Genomic DNA, 19346 nt, shown 5'->3' on the forward strand with positions numbered 1-19346 from the left:
TGTACAACATTTCATCTTGAACTGATGAAGGCAGGCGGCCGGGTCAGTCCAGCTCGTCGTCTTCCCAGTTGCGCCGGTTCGACTCATATCCCATGCCCAGCATCATGCCCGCTCCGGTGCGCTCGTGATAGCGCGTCCCGATGCCGCCTGCGTGCAGCATCAGGCGGTAGATGACAAAGGCGCCCAGCGCGCCCGCCACCACCAGACCGGCCCACACGCCCCATCCGGCTGGACCCTCGGGCTCCAGCGAAAACGCGAACCAGAGCGTCAGGACAAAGACGGTCAGCGCCAGAATCAGCGCCAGCGCGCGGGTGAAAAATCGTCCGATCATGGCCATGCATTAACCCTATCGGCCAAATGCGGCGTGATGACGGCCATGTCAGGCCGCGTCATTGGCCTCATAGGTCAGGGCCAGGAACACGTCTTCGAGATCGGGCTCCTCGGTGCGCAGGTCGGCGATGCGCGCGCCCGAGGCGTGGAAGGTCTCGATGAAGCGCGCCACCGAGGCTTCGCCCAGGCGGTAGGTGATGGCCAGCGCGCCGTCCTTGCGGATCACCGCGTCTTCGCTGTCGAACCCGGCGGGCACGGCGGAGAGCGGCTCGGCGGGCTCGATCACCAGGGTCTTGTGATTGAGGCGTTTGAGGAGCTGGTCCTTGGATTCGCACGCCACCACCTCGCCGTGATTGACGATGGCGATCTGGTCGCACAGCTCCTGGGCCTCTTCAAGATAATGAGTGGTCAGGACGATGGTGACGCCCGCCTCATTGAGCCGGGCCACATACTCCCAGAGCTGGCGGCGCAGCTCGATATCCACCCCGGCGGTAGGCTCGTCCAGCACCAGAACCGGCGGGCTGTGGACCAGCGCCTTGGCTACCAGGAGCCGGCGCTTCATGCCGCCCGACAGCTGGCGCACATAGGCGTCGCGCTTGTCGGCCAGCCCCATGATGTCCAGCAGCTCCATGGTGCGGCGCTCGGCCTTGGGCACGCCATAGAAGCCGGCCATCAGCTCCAGCGTCTCAAAGGGCGTGAAGAACACGTCCATATTGAGTTCCTGGGGCACCACGCCGATGGCCGCGCGCGCCTCGCGCGGATGCCGGTCGATATCGCGGCCCCAGATGGCGCCGCGTCCGGCGGTCTTGGTGACCAGCCCGGCGAAGATATTGATGAAGGTCGACTTGCCCGCCCCGTTGGGCCCCAGCAGGCCGAAGATCGACCCGCGCGGGATCGCCAGATCCACCCCCTTGAGGGCCTGCTTGGCCGGGCTGTTCTTGCGCGCGGGATAGGTTTTTTCGAGGCCTTCAGCCTCAAGCGCGAATTCGGGCAAGCTTGTCATGGGCGCGGTCCCGGAGAGGCTGGAGCGGCAGACGGTTGGCGCCTGATTGACGCCAGAGCGCTGCGCGCCTAGGTACGGACGCAAACTAGACTCGCACGGTCCGGCGCGTCCACGCCGTTGCGCCGCGCACCTGCACTGGAGCCCAAACCATGACGGCCCCCAACCCAGCCCCGACCGCCTTCGCGCCCCCGGAAGTCATTGTGGTGACGACCAAGCGGGTGATGTGTGATGGCGGCGGCGGCGCGCTGGGCCATCCGCGCGTGTGGTATGATATGGGGACCGACACCCATGTGGAATGCGGCTATTGCGACCGGCGCTTCGTGCTGAAGGGCTCCAAGGACGACCCCGCAGCCGGTTGACCCGGCCCGCCGCCCGGCCAAAATTGGCGCTGACGCGGCCCTGACTGCCGCAAGGCAGGGAGCGGGCGCGCCGGGGCATGACGGATTTCTGGACTTCCAAACGCATTGGTCTCATCACCGGGCTGGTTCTCGCCCTGGTCATCCAGCTGATTCCCGTGCCCGAGGGGCTGACGCGCGAGGCTTGGATCGTCGCCTCCATAGCGGCGATGATGGCCAGCTGGTGGGCCACCGAGGCGATCCCCATCGCGGCCACCGCCCTCGTCCCGCTCGCCCTGTTTCCCATGTTCGGCGTGCTCTCGACACGCGCCGCGGCCGAGCCCTATGCCGATCCCATCGTCATGCTGCTCCTGGGCGGGTTCATCATCGCTCTGGCCATCGAGCGCTGGAATCTGCATGCGCGCATCGCGCTCAATGTGGTGGCCCGATTTGGCGGACGCCCGTCCCTGATGATCGCTGGTTTCATGCTGGCCAGCGCCATCCTCTCGATGTGGATCTCCAACACCGCCACCACGCTGATGATGATCCCCATCGCCCTGAAGGTCGCCGAGAAAATGGCCGACGAGGGCGTGGACCTGAAAATGTTCGCGCCCGCGCTCGCCCTGGCGGTCGCCTATGCGGCGAGCGTCGGCGGACTCGCCACGCCCGTGGGCACGCCCACCAATCTGATCGCCATCGGCTTTCTCGAGCGCGAGTTTGAAGCCTCCATCACCTTCGTCGAATGGATGATGCTGGGCGTGCCCGCCGTGGCGGTGATCCTGCCGGTGATGTGGCTGATCCTGACGCGCTTCGCCTTCAAGGTGTCCGCCAGCGCGCCCAATGCGGCCGGCCATGAGGAAGTGCTGCGCCAGAAAAAGGCGCTGGGCCGCATGAGCGCGCCCGAATGGCGCGTGGCGGTGGCCTTCGGCACGGTGGCGGTGCTGTGGATGGGACGCGAGCTGCCCGGCGCGCTGATTTTCCGGCCCGAGATCAGCTTTGGCTGGAACCCTCTGCTGGGCTGGCTGTCCGATGCGCTGGCCCTGCCGGTGCGCCTGGCGCTGTCTGACGCCCAGATCGCCATACTGGGCGCGGTGGCGGTGTTCCTGATCCCGGCGGGCGGGCGGGACAATCGCGGCCAGGCTCTGATGGACTGGGAAACGGTCCAGCGCCTGCCCTGGGCGGCGGTGATCCTGTTCGGCGGCGGGCTGTCGCTGGCTGCGGCCATCCAGGCGACGGGGCTCGCCGGCTGGATCGGCGCCCAGCTGAGCTGGGTCACGGCCCTGCCCCTGCCCGTCACCGTGCTGATCCTGGCCCTGATGGTGGTGTTCCTGACCGAGCTGACCTCGAATGTGGCGACTGTATCCGGCTTCCTGCCGGTGCTGGCGGCGTTGGCGCTGGAGGCCGGCGTGCCGCCCGCTCATCTGATCGCGCCGCTGGCGCTGGCGGCGAGCTGCGCCTTCATGCTCCCCGTAGCCACCGCGCCCAACGCCATCGTCTACGCCTCGGGGGCGGCCAGCATGGGCCAGATGATCCGCGCAGGCTTCCGCATCAATCTCGCCGCCGCGCCGGTCATCGCGCTGCTGGCGAGCCTGTTGAGCCCGCTGGTGTTTCCGGGGTGAGGGCGCTTACGCCCCGGCCATCTCCGCCGCAATCGCCTCGGCGGCCGCGCGGGGGTCTGGGGCGGCTGAGATGGGGCGGCCCACCACCAGATGGGTGGCGCCCGCGCTCAGGGCTTCAGCCGGGGTCGCCGTGCGCACCTGATCGCCCTTGTCGGCGCCCGCCGGGCGCACGCCGGGGGTGACGATCAGGAAGCCTTCGGGCACGCGCGCGGCGATTTCGGCGGCTTCTTGCGGCGAGGCGACCACGCCGTCCATGCCGCACTCGACCGCCTGGTCCACCCGGCGCAGCACCAGATCGCGTGCGCCCAACGCGTAGCCCATCTCGGCCAGCATCGCGTCGTCATAGGCGGTGAGCACGGTGACGGCGAGGATTTTGAGATCCGAGCCCGCCTTGCCTTGCGCAGCGGCGCGCATCACGGGCGGCTCGGCGTGGACGGTCAGGAGATCGGCGCGCGCGCGGGTGATGGAGCGCACGGATTTTTCCACCGTGGCCGGGATGTCATGCAGCTTGTAGTCCAGAAACACCTGCGCGCCGCGTTCTTTCAGCCCCGCCGCCAGCGCCATGCCGCCCACGGGCAGGAGCTGGAGCCCGATCTTGTAGAAGCTGCAGGCGGGCCCGAGGCGCTCCACCAGCGCTTCGGCTTCGGCTGTGGAGGGCAGGTCGAGGGCGGTGATGAGACGGGGATCGGCCATGGCGCGCGCTCCTGATCTGAAGGCGCGCACCTTACGCCGCACCGCAGGCCGGGTCGACGCCGGGCGTTCGTCCTAGCGCAGCGTGCGCGGTTCGGGCGCGTCGAGGATTTCCAGCTGGGCGGGGTGGGTCAGGGCGATCATCGGCCCGTTCTCCTCATAGACCCAGCCGCGCACCCGCACGACCGCGCCGTCCAGGGTTTCCAGCTGGACGCCGGCCTGTTCGAAGCGGTTGCGGGAGGCGCGGGTGGCCGCGGCGGTGAAGTCGGTGCGCCAGTCCGCGCCGAAATTGAGAAACACCCGGCCATTGCGCGCCTCGCCGGTGCTGGTCACCCGGCCCTCCACGATCTGGGCTGAGTCCAGAAACTGGGCCAGCCGGTCGGGATCACTGTCCCGGATCGCAAACGCGCCAAGCCCCCACGCGCCGCGGCCCTCACGGCGGGCCTCGGCCTCCCGCGCCATCAGGTCTGCATAGGGCAGGTCCAGTCCCTGTCGCGGCCACACCAGCGCCCAGCCCGCATCAAGCAGGCTTTCGCCCAGCTCCACCCGCGCGCCCGAACGGGGAAACACCGCGCGTGCCTGCAGCCGGCCATAGCGATCCAGGCTGTCGCCGGACGCCGCCGGGAGAAGCGCGAGGCTGCCGCCGGCTTCATCGAGCAGGGCTTCGAGATGAGCCCGCGCCGCCGTCGCGGCCTCGGGCGACATATCCGCGCCGGGGGTGACGATCCCGGCCAGGATCACCCGAGCGTCCGTCCCGTCTGCGCCGGCAAGGGTAAAGGCGTGGCCGGATGAAGCGTCTCCCGCCCCGCGGGCCAGCACAGGCGCGTCCTCAACGCTGCGCTCGCCGCACGCGGCCAGCATCAGAGCCGCCAGCATCGCCCCCACACAAACCCGCACGCGCTGCGCCATGACGATCTCCCGTATCAGGAGAATATCATGGCGCAGAACGCGCCTCAGGGGAAAGGAAAGATTAGAGCAGCAACTCCGCCGCGAAGAAGGCGAAGAAGCCCCCGATGAGGAGCAGGACGAGCGCGCTCCACAGCGCCCAGCCGCCCAGCTTGCGCATGCGCGTGCAGGCCGCGGCCTGGGCCGGGTCCGCCGGGCAGGGCGCATTGCGCGTCGCCCAGCGCACGGCGAAGGCGGCCGCCAGCAGGCCGGCGGCGATGGCGAAGACCCATTCCTTGTGCGCTGACAGAAAGATCAGCCCGGGCGCATTGGACGCCAGCCCCGCCATCACCGCCCCGGCCCCGATGGTGACCAGCAGGGCCGGCAGGGCGCAGCAGATCAGCGTCCCGGCGCTGGCGAACAAGGCCAGCGCCGGGGCTGCGGCTTCACGCAAAGCCAGGCGCATCAGGCCGCGTCCCCGCGGCGGATCTCGCCGGTGAGCTGATAACCCGAGCGGCGCACCAGATCGGTGATGGTCGCATCGGTCAGCTCATGGCCTTCGCGCACCACCAGCTGCAGCGTCTTGTCATCGAGATCGATATGGACCGCCGACACTTCGGCGCGGCGGCCAAACGTGCGGGTCATGGCCACGGCGCAGAAATCGCACACCATGCCGAGGATGTCGGCGGTCACCAGCGTGCCGCCTTCCTCCACACCGGCGGCGAGTTCAGGCGTGGCGTAGGCGCGCTCGTCCGCCAGGGCGGCAGGCGCAAGCGAAAGTGCGGCGATGGCCGCGATGAGCATGCGGATCATGGGATATCTCCTGTGCTGATCCATCAGAAACGGTACATGAAAGTAAACAGGGCTTCGTTGACGGCCGGGGTGTAGCCCAGCTCCAGCAGCATCGGCCCCTTGAAGAAGCGCACCAGCGGCGTCACCGCCACGGGCGTGTCTTCCTGAGGGTGATGATCGACCTCGACCATCAGCCAGGTGTGCAGTTCGCCAAAGCCCGCGATATACGGCGCAACGCCCACGCGGCCCGACTGCATGGCGTGACCGCCCTCGCCCATATCGCTGACCCGTCCCATCCAGGACACGAACCAGCGCCGGGTTTCCCAGTCGGCCATGGCGCCCACATAGCCCGCGCCCCGGAGGCCGCGGGTGTTGTCACTGACGCCTTCGGCCCAGCCTGCGCCTGCAAAAGCGTAGAGATTGCCCTGATAGTCCTCACCGAACCATCGCCGGGCGAGCCAGGTGGCCTGGGGGCCGTTGAACAACAGGTCGTCAGACCGGTCCCATTCGGTCCGCCAGCCGATGGAGTAGTCATATCGCGGTGTGTAGTGCACCCACAGGGACGACATGGTCCGGTCGCTCTGGGCGATGGTGGTCCATCCCCCTTCATAGGAGACCGGACGGGCGTCAGCTGCCGCAGCGCCCAGCGCGAGGCACGCGCAGGCGGTCAGTATGTGTCGCATGAGAAATCATACGCTCCCTTGCCGTATCAACGAAGAACGCGAAATCATGTGTCGCGGTCAGCGTTTCGGCGGGGGCGGATCGGTAAGGCGCAGGGCCGACGGTCCGGCGTCATGGACGGCCAGGGGCTGCGGCAGGACAGCGTTCATGCCCGGCGCCCCGGCGGCGGCCATGTCCAGTACGCTGAAGTGCACGCAGGCGCCGCAGGCCACGCCGCCAAAGCAGGCCGGATCAGAACCTGCAGGGTCGGCGTCGGGAACGGCAGGCGCGCCATGGCAATCGGGCATGGCGTGTGTGCTGGCGGCCTCATGGGCGTGCGCCTCAAGGCCCAGCGCGCCCGGACAGAAGCGGACGCCCGCCTCGATCAGGACCAGTATGGCCAGAAGGGACATGAACCAGCGCATGCCCGGTCTGTACCCCAGATCAGCCCCGCCGCCAAGAATGCGCCCGTCACAGGCGCGTGAGCGCAAAAGAGAACGGGCGCGGAAAGTGTTCCTTCCGCGCCCGCCTGTCAGATCCTGGTCAGCGCGTCAGTAGTTGAAGCGCAGGCCGAAGAACATGGTGTAGCCGAACTTCTCATACTCATAGACGCGGCTGCGGTCGCCAAAATAGCGCACGCCGGGGGTGTCGGTGAGGTTCTTGGCCTCGAAGAACACGCCCAGACGGTCGGTGACGTCGAAGGAGGCCGTGAAGTCCAGCTGCTCGCGGCCCTCCCAGTAGAGGTCCTTGCGCCCGTCCTCGGCGTCCAGCGCGTTGAGATAGTCGCCGCGATTATTGTAGGAGAGCCGCGCGTTGAAGCGGTCGGTCTCATAGAACACGGCCAGGTTATAGGCGTAGTCCGAATGGCCCGGAAGCGGGAACACCGAACGCCCGCCAATGGTGCGCCCGATATTCATCTCCGAGTCGGTCCAGGTGTAATTGCCGAACACCCCGATATTGCCCAGCATGCCCGGCAGGAAATCGAAGGTCTGCTGCCAGGTCAGCTCCAGCCCGCGGATGAAGCCGTCAGGCGCGTTCTCGGCCTGGATGAAGGTGGCCTGTTCGCCTTCAAACTCGCCCGGCGTGCGCAGGGTGAATTCGTAGTTCTCCAGGTCCTTGTAGAAGACATTGACCGCCAGAAGGCCCAGCGGGCGCAGATAGTATTCCAGGCCCGCATCGAAATTGTTCGACAGGGTGGGGCGCAGCTCCGGATTGCCCCGGTTGACCGTCAGGGGCGGGGTGTCGCCCACCGAGATGCGGGCCACCACATCCGGGTAGTTCGGACGGGCGATGGCGCGGGTCAGGGCGGCGCGGCCAATCAGGTTATCGGAAAACTCGTGACGCACCGTCAGGTTCGGGAACCAGTTGGTGTAATCGCGGCTGTTGGAGACCGGCGTGGCGGTTTCGGTGGTGGTGTTGAGGCGGAAGGCGGTGGACGAGAAGTCGGTATGCTCCACGCGCAGGCCCGCGATGACGGTGGTCGCGCCATAGTCCAGCTCGGTCATGGCGTAGGCGCCGTAGATATTCTCTTCAACGCTGTAATCAGCCTCAACCGACTGGGGCACGCGCAGCACCGCGTCTTCGGTGGAGATATTGGCCACCGACCGCCAGTAGGCCTGGGCCAGCTGGTCGTCGATCTTGAAGCCCAGATTGTAGTCGAAATTCTGCGAGGGCCGGTTCGAGATAATGTCCGCCAGCGCCGGAGTGAGGGCGGCGGTGGAGCCGCGCCGGTCACGGAAGCGGAACTCATCAGATGAGCCGTCGCGCAGTCGGAAGCTCAGGCCGGCCTGGTGGCGCGCCCGGGTCCCGAACAGCGCGCCGTCGCCCGACAGATTCACCCGGCCCGACCACTCGTCCATGACAGTGTCCGTGCCGCGGAACGTGTTCTCACGGAAGCCGAAGGCGGCCAGATTCAGATGCTCGCCGGTCTCGAACAGCGACACGAAGGGCAGATCGCGATTGGTATAGTCATAGCTGATGGTCGGACGGATGGTGGAGCGGTAGTTGAGCTGGTTGCGCTGGGGATAGGTCTGCTCTGAGCGGTTGAAGGAGAGCGAGTAGTCCAGCTCCACCGTGCCGAAATCATGCTCGCCGCCTGCGGCCAGCGTGAACACGTCATTGCGCACGATGCGCCGACGCAGCTCTTTTTCCAGGCGGGCATTGGCCCAGGTGGCGGTGGTGTTGGTGGCGCCAGGCTGCAGAGAGCCAGCCTCGTACTCGATATAGAGCAGGTTGCGCAGCTCATCATCCTCAAAGCGCGAGGCTGTGCCGCGCAGGAAGAATGTGGTCTGGTCGTCGGGGCGGAACTCCAGCGCGCCAGTGAACGCCATGCGCTCGCGGCGGGTGTCGTAATCCTTGATCTCGGTTTCGACCACGGCGAAGATTTCGTCGCCCTCGGGCCGGGTGACGAGGTCCCAAATGGACTCAAAATTGTCCACCCGGCGGTCGGTCTGCGAATAGCTGGCCGAGAACAGGGCGCCCATGGTCTCGTTCTCGCCGAACGTGTTGGAGACCACGAAAGAGGCGCGCCGGTCGTTGGTGCCGCCATACTCGTTATAGCTGATCCCGCCTTGCGCATTCAGGCGGAAGCCGCGCCGGTCGAACGGCGAGCGGGTGACCAGGTTCACCGCGCCGGCGATGGAATCAGCGTCCTGGTTGGGAAGCAGGGTCTTGGAGACCTCGATGGCGTTGACCACGTCGGACGGGATGGTGTCGAGATCCACCGCGCGCGTGCCCGGATCAACGGCGGCGATGGACACCCCGTCCACGCTGATCTGGGTGAACTCGGCGGGCGCGCCGCGCAGGTTCACATAACGCCCCTCGCCCTGGTCGCGCTCAATGCCGAAGCCCGGCACGCGCTGCAGCGCCTCGGCGATGTTTTCATCGGGGAAGCGGCCTATGGCGTCGGCGGAGACGATATTGGTGGTGGCCCGGTTGGTGCGCTGCTGGTTCAGGGCGCGCGCCTGGCCGTCCAGGATGGACCCTGTGATGACAATGCGGTCAGCCGCATCCGCCGCCAGGGTGAAGGTGATGAAATTGCGCTCTACGGGCTGCACGTCCAGCGCCAGCTCGGCCGTGGGCAGGCCCAGATAGTTCACCTCTATGCGCGTCTCGCCTGACGGCACGGACAGAAAGGTGAACTGGCCCTGGCGGTTGGTGGAGGTGGTCAATCCCAGCTCGCGCACGCGCACCTGGGCGCCCGGCAGCGGCGCGCCATTGGCGTCGGTCACAAGGCCGGAAACGGCGTGCTGGGCGGAGGCCGCCCCCGAAAGCCCGGCCAGCGCCATCACGGACGCCGAGCCCAGAAGGACCAGATTGAGTTTCATATGGAGTGCCCCGTTGTCAGAAATTGCCTGAATCAGCGCACCCGGGAGGGGCGCCCGGGGGAAGCGCTTGCGCCCTTTGCATGACAGCGTGATGTCCTGCAGGCGACACCGGGATGTCAGAGCGATGAAGCAATTATGAAAGCGGCGGTATCTGATTACCTCTGCACTTCGAAAACCCTGTCTGCATTGGAGAGGGCGACCGTCAGCGCCTGATCTCTCAACTGTGACATGAAAACCGCAATGGCCTGCATTTGTCATTCAGACCGGCGCACGGCCGCAAACAAGAACGGGGGCCGCGAGGGCCCCCGTTCCGGATGGTCAGGCGTGAAAAGCGTACGGATCAGTAATTGAACCGCGCGCCCAGGAACCAGCTCTGGCCGAAGCGCTCGCGCTCCTGCACCCGCCGGCGCACGCCGTCATAGCGTATGCCCTCGGAGTCGGTGAGGTTCTTGCCCTCCACGAAAAGCTCGAACCGGTCGGTCAGGGTGACAGAGGCGCTGAAGTCCAGCTGGCTGCGCTCTTCCCAATAGGTGTCCAGCCGCGGGTCCGAGGCGTTGACCGAGTCGATATAATCGCCCCGGTCATTCCAGGAGAGCCGGGCATTGAAGCGGCTGTCCTCATAGAAGAGCGCCACGTTGTAGACATAGTCCGACTGGCCGCTGAGCGGGAATTTGGAACGGCCCGCAATGGTGCGGCCGATATCCATCTCGCTGTCGGTGAAGGTGGCGTTGGCGAACACGCCGGTATTGCCCAAGAGGCCCGGCAGGAAGGTGAAGGTCTGCTGCCAGGTGAACTCGATGCCGCGGATGAAGCCGTCCGGGGCGTTCTCGGCCTGGATGAAGTCCACCGGTGCGCCCTCGAACACGCCCGGCGTGCGCAGGGTGAACTCGTAATCGGTCAGGTCCTTGTAGAACACATTGACCGCCACCAGGCCCAGCGGCTCGAAATAGTATTCCAGGCCGGCGTCGAGATTGTTCGACAGGGTCGGGTTGAGATCCGGATTGCCGCGCTCCACCTCGTCGCCGTCATCATTGAGGAAGATGCGCGCGACCACGTCAGGATAGTTCGGACGCGCGATCGAGCGGGTCAGCGCAAACCGGCCCACCAGATTGTCATTGAACTCGTGACGCACCGTCAGGTTCGGGAACCAGTTGGTGTAGTCGCGGCTGTTGGAGTTGGGCGTGGCGGTGTTGGTCAGCTCGTCATAGCGGAAGGCGGTGGAGGAGAAGTCGGTGTGCTCCACGCGCAGGCCCGCGATCACCTCGGTGGCGCCCCTCTGCACCCGGGTCATGCCGTAGGCGGCGTAGATCTTCTCTTCCAGCTCGTAATCGCTCTCCACCGAGCTGTCATCGAGACGGAAGGCGTCAGTGCGCAGCTGGTCGCGGATGGAGAAATAATAGTCCTGGATCCGGCCCTCATCGAACTTGTTGCCCAGGAGATAGCCGAAATTCTGCGACCTTTCCGTACCGAACAGGCCATTGAAATCGGCCGGCGCCAGCGCGCCGGAGCGGTCGCGCCAGCGCTCTTCGTCATGGCTGGTGTCACGCAGCCGTGCCGAGGCGCCGATCCGGTGCTCGGCGGCATGGCCGAACAGCTGGCCGTCCATGATCCAGTTGATCCGGCCGGACCATTCTTCCTGGATGTTCAGATTGGTGCGGTCCACCACCTGCCGGAAACCGATTCCGGTCAGATCGAGCTGTTCGCCGGTCTGGAACGGGCTGATCACGGGCTCGTCGAAATTGGTGAAGTCCTGGCTGACCGTACGGTTGGCGCCGGTGCGGTAGACCAGCTCGAAGCCGCGCGGACGGTCCCCCTCGGTGCGGGTGAAGCCCAGCGTGTAATCGAGGCGCGAAGCCCCGAAATCATGCTCGCCCGTGCCGGCAATCGTCCAGATCGTGTTCTCATAGGAGCGGTTGCGCAGCTGGCGCAGCAGGCGGGCGCTGTTCCAGGTGGCGCTGGTGTCAGTGGCGCCCGGCTGCAGGCCGCCCAGATCATAGGTCAGGCGGTTGCGGAACTCGAAATCCTCAAACTGCGACCAGGACCCGCGCAAGGCAAAGCGCGTGGCGTCGTCCGGGCGGAATTCCAGCGCGCCGGTGAAGGAGATGCGGGTGCGCCGGGTGTCATAATCCTTCAGCGTGAAGTCATCACTGACGGCGACATCCTGACCGCCCACATTCACGAAGTCCCAGTCATTCTCGATATTGTCGATCTGGCGGTTGGTTCGCGAATAGCTGGCCGAGAACAGGGCGCCGATGCGGTCGTCTTCACCGAACGTGTTGGAGGCCACGAACGAACCGCGCCAGTCATTGGTCCCGCCGATCTCGTTATAACTGCCGCCCGCCGTGGCGTTCAGGCGCGGGCCGCGCCGGTCGAACGGCGATCGGGTGATCAGATTGACCACGCCGGCGATGGAATCGGCTTCCTGGTTCGGCAACAAGGTCTTGGACACCTCAATGGCCGCGACCACGTCAGACGAGATGGTATCCATGTCGATGGCGCGCGAACCTTCGTCGGGCGAGGCCAGCGAGACGCCATTGATCTGGATGGAGGTGAACTCCGCCGGCGCACCGCGCAGCTGGATCGAGCGGCCCTCGCCCTGGTCGCGCTGGATGGCGAAACCCGGCACGCGCTGCAGCGCCTCGGCTATATTGGCGTCCGGGAAGCGGCCGATGGCGTCCGCCGAGACAATATTGGTGGTGGCCGAATTGGTGCGCTGCTGATTCAGGGCGCGCGCCGCACCGTCCAGGATCTGGCCGGTGATGACGATGCGGTCCATCGTTTCGGACGCGCTCAGGGTGAAGGTGAAGGCGTTGCGGCCGGTGTCCGACACGCTCATCGTGCGGGTCGCGGTGGGCAGGCCCAGATAGCTGACCTCGATATTGATATCGCCCGCCGGCAGGGCGCTGAACTCGAACTCGCCCTGGCGGTTGGTGGTGGCGGTCAGACCCTGGTCGGCCACGCGCACCCGCGCGCCTGGCAGCGGATTGCCACGGTCGTCAATGATCAGACCGGTTACGGCGTGCTGGGCGAAAGCGGTTCCGGAAACGGCGCATAGCGCCAGCGAGGACGCTGCACCCAGCAGCGCGGCGGAGAGTTTCATGGTGGTGTGCCCCTGAATTGTGAAACCGTCAGCCCGGCTGGCCGCTTGATGCGGCAGGCGCAGGCTGATGGAGGGCGACCATGTCCGGACTTTGTGACAGGGAAGTCAGGGAAGCATGACAATCATGCTGAGTTTATGTGTCAGAAATAAAGACCTTGAGTATCTGTTTTGTATCAAGGCCCCACATCACCCTGAAAGCGCTTGTCTTGTTGCAGCGCACAGGTGATTTTCACTATGCACGCCCGCAGACCCTGGCGCCGCGCACAGGCGCGCTTTTGCTCCGGCCTGTGGCCGGGCGGCAACGGGCCTCCAGCGCCTCGCCAATACCGGCCCTGTGCGCTATACCCGCCCCCACGTCCCCGTAGCTCAGCAGGATAGAGCATCAGATTCCTAATCTGGGGGCCGCAGGTTCGAATCCTGCCGGGGACGCCAGCTTCCATCTGTGCGGCCTGCTTCAATCAGACCGCGCGATACCCCCATAGCCCCAGTGAGGCTGTGACCGGATCCCTAGTCGGCGTGAACGGCCAGCAGCGGTATGCGGGCGGCGCGAATGGCTGGCACGAAACCGCCCAGCACGCCCACAATCACCGCCAGGATCACGCCCTGCACGGCGGCCCCGGGCGTCACCGCGAAGGCGAAGACAATCTGGGTGAAGCCTGAGCCCAGGGTGGAGGCGCTGACCCCGTCAAACAGGAGCCAGGTCGCTCCGGCGCCCACCAGCCCGCCCAGGAAGGCCAGAACTATGGCCTCCACCATGGCGGCGATGAAGGCCGGGAAGCCGCCAAAGCCGATCGCCCGCAAGGTCGCCAGCTCACGCGTGCGCGCATCCACAGAGGCGTACATCGCGTTCCAGGCGCCGGCCAGCGCGCCAATGGCCATCAATATGGCCAGCGGCCACCCCGCCCATTCGATCAAGGTGACCGTGCCGCCCGCCGAGCGGGCGAAATAGTCGCGCTCGGTCAACACTTCGAGATTGAGCCGCGGCTCGTTCCCGACATGCTCGCGCAAGACTTCGATATCGTCCGGAGACGTCAGCCGGGCTCTCACGGTCTGCACCCCCGAGCCGCGCTGATAGAGGTTCTGCACCACGCCCAGATCGGTCCAGATCTCGGAATCGAACACCGACCCGCCGGTAGAGAATATCCCCACAACGGTCCATTCATTGGGGCCGAGGCGCACGGTCTCGCCCAGCGAAAATCCTTCAAATTCGCGCTGAACGCTGGCGCCCACCACCAGCTCGGCTGCGCCCGGCTCAAACATCCGGCCCTCAACGAGGGAGAATTGCGGGCGCAGTTCCGGCCCGTGCAGCCCCAGCCCGCGCAGGGCCAGATTGGAGCGGGTCCCGGTGGTGCGCCTGAGAGCGTCGGCCACCACATAAAGCTCCGACGAGATCAGCGGATCGCCCTGGGCGCCGGCGGCGATCCCGGGGGCGGCTTCAAGAAGGCGCACCTCGTCGCGGCTGACATTGGAGTTCATCTCCGCCATCGCGCCGCCGCGCAGCATGATCGCCACATCGTCAGATCCCGCCCCGTCGACCGTGGCGCGAAACCCGCTGGCCATGGCCATGAAGCCGAGCAGCACGCCCACCACCAGCGCAATGGAGAGCACGGTGGCCAGCGACATCCCCCAGCGCTGGGGGATGGAGCGCAGATTGAGAAGCGTCACCGCTGTTGTCTGTTTGAACATGACGTGTCTCCTCAGATCTTGCCGAGCGCTTCGGAAATGCGCACCCGCATGGCGTTCCAGGCCGGCAGGAGGCCGGTGATCAGGCCCAGCGCCACCATGAAGCCGATGGCGGTCAGCGTATTGGCGAGCGACAAACCGAATGGCGGCAGGAAGCCCGACATCGCAGCCGAGGCGCCCTGGGCCGCCAGCGCGGCCAGACCCAGCCCGATCAGCCCGCCGATAAAGCTCAGCAGCAGGGCTTCCCAAAGCACCATGCGGAAGATGCGCGGCGCGGTGAAGCCAAGCGTTTTCAGCACCGCGATTTCACGCGTGCGCTCATTGACGGCCATCACCATGGTCGTGCCGACAATCATCAAAATGGTCGCAAACGCGGCCCCGATCACCCAGGTCAGGATCAGGCCGATATTGCCGAACTGCTCCATGAAGGCCTCGTTGAACGCCGCCTCGGTCGTGGTGGAGGTTTCTGCGGGAGAGTTGGCGAACAGCGCGTCTATGTCCTGACTGATCCGGTCATTCTGGCCGGGGTCGTCCGTGACAATGGCGATCCAGTGGAAGCTGTCCCGGCCAAACGCGAGGCTCTCGTTGAAATACTCGTAGTGGAGCATGAGATAATTGGTCGGATAGGTGCCGTCGGCGTCATCGAATATGGCGCAGATATCCAGATCCCAGGCCTGGCTGCCGTCCTGCTGCTGCCAGATATTGGACATGAGCGGGATGCGGTCCCCGACAGACCAGCCAAACTGGGTGACCAGCGCCCGGCCAATGGCCGCGCAAGTGCGCCCCTCGATGAAAGCCGCCTGTTCGTCGGGCTGGAAGACCAGTTCGGGATAGGCCTCCAGATAGCTCGCAGGATCGACCGCAAAGCTCTGAACCATGTTCTGCGGCTCTTGAAAATACCCGCCGAACCAGCTGGCCGGCGCCACCGTGCGCACGCCTTCCACCTGCTGGATGCGCTCCCGGTAAGCATAGGGCAGAGCGACGGTGAAATTGATCCGGTTGACCGTGACAAGGCGATCCTGCGCCGCGCCTTCCATACCCATTGAGAAGGCGTTCTGCATGGCGCCCAGCATGCCGTAGATCAGAAAGGCGATCAGGATCGAGACCGTGAGCAGAATGGCCCGCAAACGTTTGCGGAACAGGTTCTTGCGGACAAGGGTTGCGTCATTCATCAGGCTTTCCCCTTCTCCTCGAAGCGGCCCTTGTTCAGGTGCAGCTCACGCTTGGCGTGACTGGCCGCGGCCGGGTCGTGGGTGACCATGATGATGGTCTTGCCCATCTCGGCGTTGAGCAGCTGGAGCGTCTCGAGAATCTCGTCAGCTGTGGAGCGGTCCAGATCGCCTGTCGGCTCGTCCGCCAGCAGCACTTTGGGATCGGCCACAATGGCGCGGGCGATGGCCACGCGCTGTTGCTGGCCGCCCGAGAGCTGGCCGGGGCGGTGACGGGCGCGGTCGCCCATGCCCACAATGTCCAGCGCGGTTTTCACCCGGTCCTTGCGCGCCTTGCCCGACAGCCTGGTCAGCAGGAGCGGCAGCTCGACATTCTGCGCAGCGCTCAGAGTCGGCATCAGATTGTAGAACTGGAAGATGAAGCCGGCATGGGCCGCGCGCCATTTGGCCAGCTTGCCCTGGCTGAGATTGTCGATGCGCTGGCCTTCGAAATGCACCTCGCCCGACGAGGGCCGGTCTATCCCGCCCAGAAGGTTCAGCAGCGTGGTCTTGCCCGAGCCGGACGGACCCATGATGGCGATGAAATCGCCCGCGCTGATCGTCATGTCGAGCGCGTCGAAAATCGTCACCGTCTCCTTGCCGCGCGTATAGCGCTTGGAGAGGTCTTTCAGCTCATAAAGCGGAGAGGTTGCATTCATAATCCTGTCCTCGGTATTGATGTCCGTCCGCCAGGCTGGACGGCCTATTCGATGAATGTCACGCGCGCGGCCATGTCTGGCAGGATGCGCGCATCGCGCTCTTCCAGGGCTACGCGCACCTTGATCGTCGCCCGGCTGCGGTCTGCGGTCGGGATGATGGCTTCCACGCGCGAGGCGATGCGCCAGTCGGGATAGGCGTCCAGCACCGTTTCCACCCGCTGTCCGGGGGTGACGCGCTGGATTTGGCCCTCGTTCACGTCGACCTCGATCTCAAGCGAGTCCATGTCCACCAGGGTGGCCACGCCGGTCCGGGTGAACCCGCCGCCGGCGGAGCCCGGAAAGAGTATTTCTCCGACCTGGGCGTTCTTCGCGATCACCACCCCGGCAAAGGGCGCGCGCACGGTATGGCGCGCGATCAGATCCTGCTGGCTGCTCAGGCGCACGCGCGCACTGTCCAGCTCGGCCTGGGCGGCGCGCAGCTGGGCCTGAAGACTGGCCTGCTGCGCCTGGGCCGCCGTGACGGTGGCCTCCGCCGCGATATCGCGTTCGAACAGGCGCGAGGCGCGGTCGCTCACCCGGACCGCCTCGCGCGCCTGGAAGTCCAGCGAGCGCACACGGGCCTGGGCGGCATGGATCTGGGATTCAATCAGGTCGAGATCGAGCCGCGCGCGGGTGTCGTCCAGCCGGGCGAGCACCTCGCCGGCGTCCACGCGCGTGCCTTCCTCGACCAGCACCTCGGCGATGCGCCCCGTGATCTCCGCCGACACCGTCGCCTGACGGCGCGCCACCACATAACCCGAGGCGATCAGCCCGGAAGCGCGCGGCGCCCTCGCCGGAGCAGAGGTCTCTGCAGCCGGGCTGACCGAACCGGTCGCATTGGCATTGGCCGGCGCCTGTGCGGTCTGAACCGGGGCAGCCGGCGTTTCGCCAGCGCCGCCTTGCAGGAGATACCAGGCCGCCCCGCCCGCCAGGGCGGCGGACATGATGATCGCCCCCAGCAGAACCGGCAGGGAGATACCGCCGCCGCTGCGTCCCGTTTCTTCATTGCGGTCAATGCTGAGCGAGCGCAGCTGATCGCGCCTGTCCTCACTCATAGCCCGCCCTCAAAACACGTCATGAATGCCCCGCCAGTTCCGTAGGTTTAACGCCTAGGCGTCATACTCTCGTTGTTAGTACCGCTAACGAGAGCGGTGGTGCATGTAAAGTAACCTTCACTTTAAGATTTGGTAAGGCAGGCCATATCGCCCTGTACGCAGGCCGGCGCTGTATATGTACGCCTCGCAAAAGCCGCCGCTTGAAGACGCTTCAGTCTTCGGGCGTTTGCGCGGGGCGGGCGCCGGACACGGCCACGCCTGCGCCGGGCCTGCGGGTATCGGATGCGCCATACAGGACGCCCTGGCCCATCTCGATGGTCTGGATGCTGCCCATGGTCAGGGTCTGGCGCACCTCATGGCCCATGGCCTCCAGAACGGCGATGGTGTCCGGCGAAACCCCCGGCTCCACGTCCAGCGTGGCGCCATACCCCTGGAAGGCCCGGGGACGCGCCGAAGCCTCGGCCGGGTTCAGGCCATGGTCGATCATATTGACCAGGAACTGGGCCATGGCCGGGATGATCTGCAAGCCCCCCGGCGTGCCCGACACGATCCAGGGCCTGTCATCGCGGAACACGATCACGGGCGTGATGGTGGAGATCACCCGCTTGCCCGGTTCGGGGGCATTGGGCGAGCCGGGCGGCTCGTTCCAGCGGAAATTGCCCATCGCGTCATTGAGGAAGAAACCTGTTCCCGGCGCCATGACGTGCGCACCATAGGACGAGCCCAGCGTATAGGTGTTCGACACCGCATTGCCCTGGGCGTCCACGACCGAATAATGGGTGGTGTCGGGATTGTGCGCGAGCGCTGCGGGACCCGGCTGGACGTCTTCAGACGGGAGCGGCGCGTCCGGCGAGACCAGCGCGGCGCGCGCCGCGATGTAATCGGCGCCAAGCAGGGCCTCTACGGGCGTCTGGTGTTGGGGATAGCCCCCCATGGCGCGCGCCCGGTCCGCGTAGACGAGCCGCGTCACCTCCGCGACATGATGCAAGGAGGCCGCCGATTGCGGGCCCAGCGCGGCCATGTCGAACTGTTCGAGCATGGCCATCATTTGCGCCAGCAGCACCCCGGACGCCGGCGGCGGCATCAGCGCCATGGGATGGCCCCGGTATGCGCTCCATAACGGCTCGGTGATGCGCACCTGATAGGCGGCCAGGTCCTCGTGGCCGATAATGCCGCCATTGGCCTGCATCGCCGCGATGAGCCTTTGCGCCACTTCGCCTTCGTAGAAGGCCGCCGCGCCGTGATCGCGGTACTGGGTGAGCGACCAGGCCAGATCAGGCTGGACCAGCCGCTCGCCTGGCGCGTAGGGCTCGCCGCCCGCCTTGTAGAGCGCTGCAGCCGCGGCCGGGTCCTGGGTGATCCAGTCGCGCCGGATGGACAGCGCGTACGCCATGTCTTCGGTGACCAGGATGCCGTCTTCAGCCAGGCGCAAGGCGGGCGCGACGACATCGGCCCAGTCCAGCCGCCCGAAGCGCTGATGCGCTTCGTACAGCCCCAGGGGCGTCCCGGGGACCGCAGCGCCCAGAAAGGAGTAGCGCCTGGCCCGGTCCACCCGGCCGTCTGCGCCCAGCAGCAGGCCCGGCTCCACCGCCCGCGGCGCTTCCCCGTAATACTCGATGGCGATGGTCTGGCCGGCCTCAGCCAGGTGGACCAGCATGAAGCCGCCCCCGCCCAGATTGCCGGCCCGCGGCAGGGTGACCGCCAGAGCCAGCCCGGTGGCCACTGCAGCGTCCACCGCGTTGCCGCCTTCAGACAGCACCTGCGCGCCGATCTGCGACGCCAGCGCGTTCTGGCTGACCACCATCCCGCCGCGCGACACGACGGGATGATGGATCGAGCCATACTCAATGATGTAGCTGCCCGGCGGCGGACCACCCTGGGCCAGCGCAGCAGGCGCCAGCCCGGCCAGGAGGACTGTCACCGCTGCAATGATCAGGCGGTTCATGCCGGGCATGCTCACCC

Annotated in this window: 17 protein-coding genes and 1 tRNA gene; 3 read left to right on the top strand and 15 right to left on the bottom strand. The window is 66.3% G+C overall.

The genetic code is table 11. The features are described from left to right. Positions 1-43: 43 nt before the first annotated feature. Positions 44-331, bottom strand: a complete 288-nt coding sequence (locus F1654_RS07025) for a hypothetical protein (RefSeq protein ID WP_150022817.1) — start codon at positions 329-331, stop codon at positions 44-46. Between the two features lie 48 nt (positions 332-379). Next, positions 380-1333, bottom strand: coding sequence for an ABC transporter ATP-binding protein (locus tag F1654_RS07030; protein ID WP_150022818.1), 954 nt, complete (start codon positions 1331-1333; stop codon positions 380-382). A 149-nt stretch (positions 1334-1482) separates the two neighbouring features. Here F1654_RS07030 and F1654_RS07035 point away from each other — a divergent pair, with 149 nt between their 5' ends. Both F1654_RS07035 and F1654_RS07040 read left to right on the top strand, forming a co-directional pair. Further along, the gene (locus F1654_RS07035) at positions 1483-1692 is read left to right on the top strand and encodes a zinc-finger domain-containing protein (protein WP_150022819.1); all 210 of its coding nucleotides are present in this window, start codon (positions 1483-1485) and stop codon (positions 1690-1692) included. 77 nt (positions 1693-1769) lie between these two features. Further along, positions 1770-3287, top strand: coding sequence for an SLC13 family permease (locus F1654_RS07040; protein ID WP_150022820.1), 1518 nt, complete (start codon positions 1770-1772; stop codon positions 3285-3287). Between the two features lie 6 nt (positions 3288-3293). Here the strand turns inward: F1654_RS07040 and pyrF are convergent, their stop codons facing one another. From pyrF to F1654_RS07080, 8 genes are all read right to left on the bottom strand, one after another. Continuing rightward, the gene (gene pyrF / locus F1654_RS07045; protein WP_150022821.1) at positions 3294-3980 is read right to left on the bottom strand and encodes an orotidine-5'-phosphate decarboxylase; all 687 of its coding nucleotides are present in this window, start codon (positions 3978-3980) and stop codon (positions 3294-3296) included. A 72-nt stretch (positions 3981-4052) separates the two neighbouring features. Then, a complete protein-coding gene (locus tag F1654_RS07050; protein WP_150022822.1) occupies positions 4053-4886 on the bottom strand; it encodes a thermonuclease family protein in 834 nt (277 codons plus the stop codon). Positions 4887-4947: 61 nt separating this feature from the next. Next, positions 4948-5328 (bottom strand): hypothetical protein, encoded by a 381-nt coding sequence (locus F1654_RS07055; protein ID WP_150022823.1) that lies wholly within the window; start codon positions 5326-5328, stop codon positions 4948-4950. Then, positions 5328-5675: a hypothetical protein gene (locus F1654_RS07060; RefSeq protein WP_150022824.1), complete on the bottom strand. Its 348-nt coding sequence runs from the start codon at positions 5673-5675 to the stop codon at positions 5328-5330. The genes F1654_RS07055 and F1654_RS07060 overlap by 1 nt, the downstream gene beginning before the upstream one ends. Before the next feature lie 23 nt (positions 5676-5698). Further along, positions 5699-6337 carry a hypothetical protein gene (locus F1654_RS07065; RefSeq protein WP_150022825.1) on the bottom strand — a complete coding sequence of 213 codons (639 nt, stop codon included), beginning with the start codon at positions 6335-6337 and terminating at the stop codon, positions 5699-5701. A gap of 57 nt (positions 6338-6394) precedes the next feature. Next, positions 6395-6739 (bottom strand): hypothetical protein, encoded by a 345-nt coding sequence (locus tag F1654_RS07070; RefSeq protein WP_150022826.1) that lies wholly within the window; start codon positions 6737-6739, stop codon positions 6395-6397. Between the two features lie 126 nt (positions 6740-6865). Further along, positions 6866-9640 carry a TonB-dependent receptor gene (locus tag F1654_RS07075; RefSeq protein ID WP_150022827.1) on the bottom strand — a complete coding sequence of 925 codons (2775 nt, stop codon included), beginning with the start codon at positions 9638-9640 and terminating at the stop codon, positions 6866-6868. A gap of 340 nt (positions 9641-9980) precedes the next feature. Beyond that, a complete protein-coding gene (locus F1654_RS07080; protein WP_150022828.1) occupies positions 9981-12740 on the bottom strand; it encodes a TonB-dependent receptor in 2760 nt (919 codons plus the stop codon). 355 nt (positions 12741-13095) lie between these two features. On the opposite strand from F1654_RS07080, the gene F1654_RS07085 reads away from it, so the two are divergent. Beyond that, positions 13096-13172, top strand: a tRNA-Arg gene (locus F1654_RS07085). 75 nt (positions 13173-13247) lie between these two features. Here the strand turns inward: F1654_RS07085 and F1654_RS07090 are convergent. The 5 genes from F1654_RS07090 to ggt form a co-directional block, all read right to left on the bottom strand. Then, positions 13248-14426 (bottom strand): ABC transporter permease, encoded by a 1179-nt coding sequence (locus F1654_RS07090; protein WP_150022829.1) that lies wholly within the window; start codon positions 14424-14426, stop codon positions 13248-13250. An 11-nt stretch (positions 14427-14437) separates the two neighbouring features. Next, a complete protein-coding gene (locus F1654_RS07095; protein WP_150022830.1) occupies positions 14438-15595 on the bottom strand; it encodes an ABC transporter permease in 1158 nt (385 codons plus the stop codon). Continuing rightward, positions 15595-16290 (bottom strand): ABC transporter ATP-binding protein, encoded by a 696-nt coding sequence (locus tag F1654_RS07100; protein ID WP_150022831.1) that lies wholly within the window; start codon positions 16288-16290, stop codon positions 15595-15597. Before F1654_RS07100 ends, F1654_RS07095 begins: the two co-directional genes overlap by 1 nt. Positions 16291-16334: 44 nt before the next feature. Next, positions 16335-17384 carry an efflux RND transporter periplasmic adaptor subunit gene (locus F1654_RS07105; protein ID WP_150022832.1) on the bottom strand — a complete coding sequence of 350 codons (1050 nt, stop codon included), beginning with the start codon at positions 17382-17384 and terminating at the stop codon, positions 16335-16337. 211 nt (positions 17385-17595) lie between these two features. Further along, positions 17596-19338: a gamma-glutamyltransferase gene (ggt, locus tag F1654_RS07110; protein ID WP_150022833.1), complete on the bottom strand. Its 1743-nt coding sequence runs from the start codon at positions 19336-19338 to the stop codon at positions 17596-17598. Positions 19339-19346 lie beyond the last annotated feature (8 nt).

It is taken from the genome of Alkalicaulis satelles (assembly GCF_008630495.1).
Lineage (GTDB): Bacteria > Pseudomonadota > Alphaproteobacteria > Caulobacterales > Maricaulaceae > Oceanicaulis > Oceanicaulis satelles.

What these genes read in the sequence shown, in the direction of transcription:
- F1654_RS07025 (WP_150022817.1), bottom strand. Translation starts at nt 331, where the DNA reads ATGATCGGACGATTTTTCACCCGCGCGCTGGCGCTGATTCTGGCGCTG.
- F1654_RS07105 (WP_150022832.1), bottom strand. Translation starts at nt 17,384, where the DNA reads ATGAGTGAGGACAGGCGCGATCAGCTGCGCTCGCTCAGCATTGACCGC.
- F1654_RS07095 (WP_150022830.1), bottom strand. Translation starts at nt 15,595, where the DNA reads ATGAATGACGCAACCCTTGTCCGCAAGAACCTGTTCCGCAAACGTTTG.
- F1654_RS07090 (WP_150022829.1), bottom strand. Translation starts at nt 14,426, where the DNA reads ATGTTCAAACAGACAACAGCGGTGACGCTTCTCAATCTGCGCTCCATC.
- F1654_RS07100 (WP_150022831.1), bottom strand. Translation starts at nt 16,290, where the DNA reads ATGAATGCAACCTCTCCGCTTTATGAGCTGAAAGACCTCTCCAAGCGC.
- F1654_RS07075 (WP_150022827.1), bottom strand. Translation starts at nt 9,640, where the DNA reads ATGAAACTCAATCTGGTCCTTCTGGGCTCGGCGTCCGTGATGGCGCTG.
- F1654_RS07035 (WP_150022819.1), top strand. Translation starts at nt 1,483, where the DNA reads ATGACGGCCCCCAACCCAGCCCCGACCGCCTTCGCGCCCCCGGAAGTC.
- F1654_RS07040 (WP_150022820.1), top strand. Translation starts at nt 1,770, where the DNA reads ATGACGGATTTCTGGACTTCCAAACGCATTGGTCTCATCACCGGGCTG.
- F1654_RS07070 (WP_150022826.1), bottom strand. Translation starts at nt 6,739, where the DNA reads ATGCGCTGGTTCATGTCCCTTCTGGCCATACTGGTCCTGATCGAGGCG.
- F1654_RS07030 (WP_150022818.1), bottom strand. Translation starts at nt 1,333, where the DNA reads ATGACAAGCTTGCCCGAATTCGCGCTTGAGGCTGAAGGCCTCGAAAAA.
- ggt (WP_150022833.1), bottom strand. Translation starts at nt 19,338, where the DNA reads ATGCCCGGCATGAACCGCCTGATCATTGCAGCGGTGACAGTCCTCCTG.
- F1654_RS07065 (WP_150022825.1), bottom strand. Translation starts at nt 6,337, where the DNA reads ATGCGACACATACTGACCGCCTGCGCGTGCCTCGCGCTGGGCGCTGCG.
- F1654_RS07080 (WP_150022828.1), bottom strand. Translation starts at nt 12,740, where the DNA reads ATGAAACTCTCCGCCGCGCTGCTGGGTGCAGCGTCCTCGCTGGCGCTA.
- F1654_RS07055 (WP_150022823.1), bottom strand. Translation starts at nt 5,328, where the DNA reads ATGCGCCTGGCTTTGCGTGAAGCCGCAGCCCCGGCGCTGGCCTTGTTC.
- F1654_RS07050 (WP_150022822.1), bottom strand. Translation starts at nt 4,886, where the DNA reads ATGGCGCAGCGCGTGCGGGTTTGTGTGGGGGCGATGCTGGCGGCTCTG.
- pyrF (WP_150022821.1), bottom strand. Translation starts at nt 3,980, where the DNA reads ATGGCCGATCCCCGTCTCATCACCGCCCTCGACCTGCCCTCCACAGCC.
- F1654_RS07060 (WP_150022824.1), bottom strand. Translation starts at nt 5,675, where the DNA reads ATGATCCGCATGCTCATCGCGGCCATCGCCGCACTTTCGCTTGCGCCT.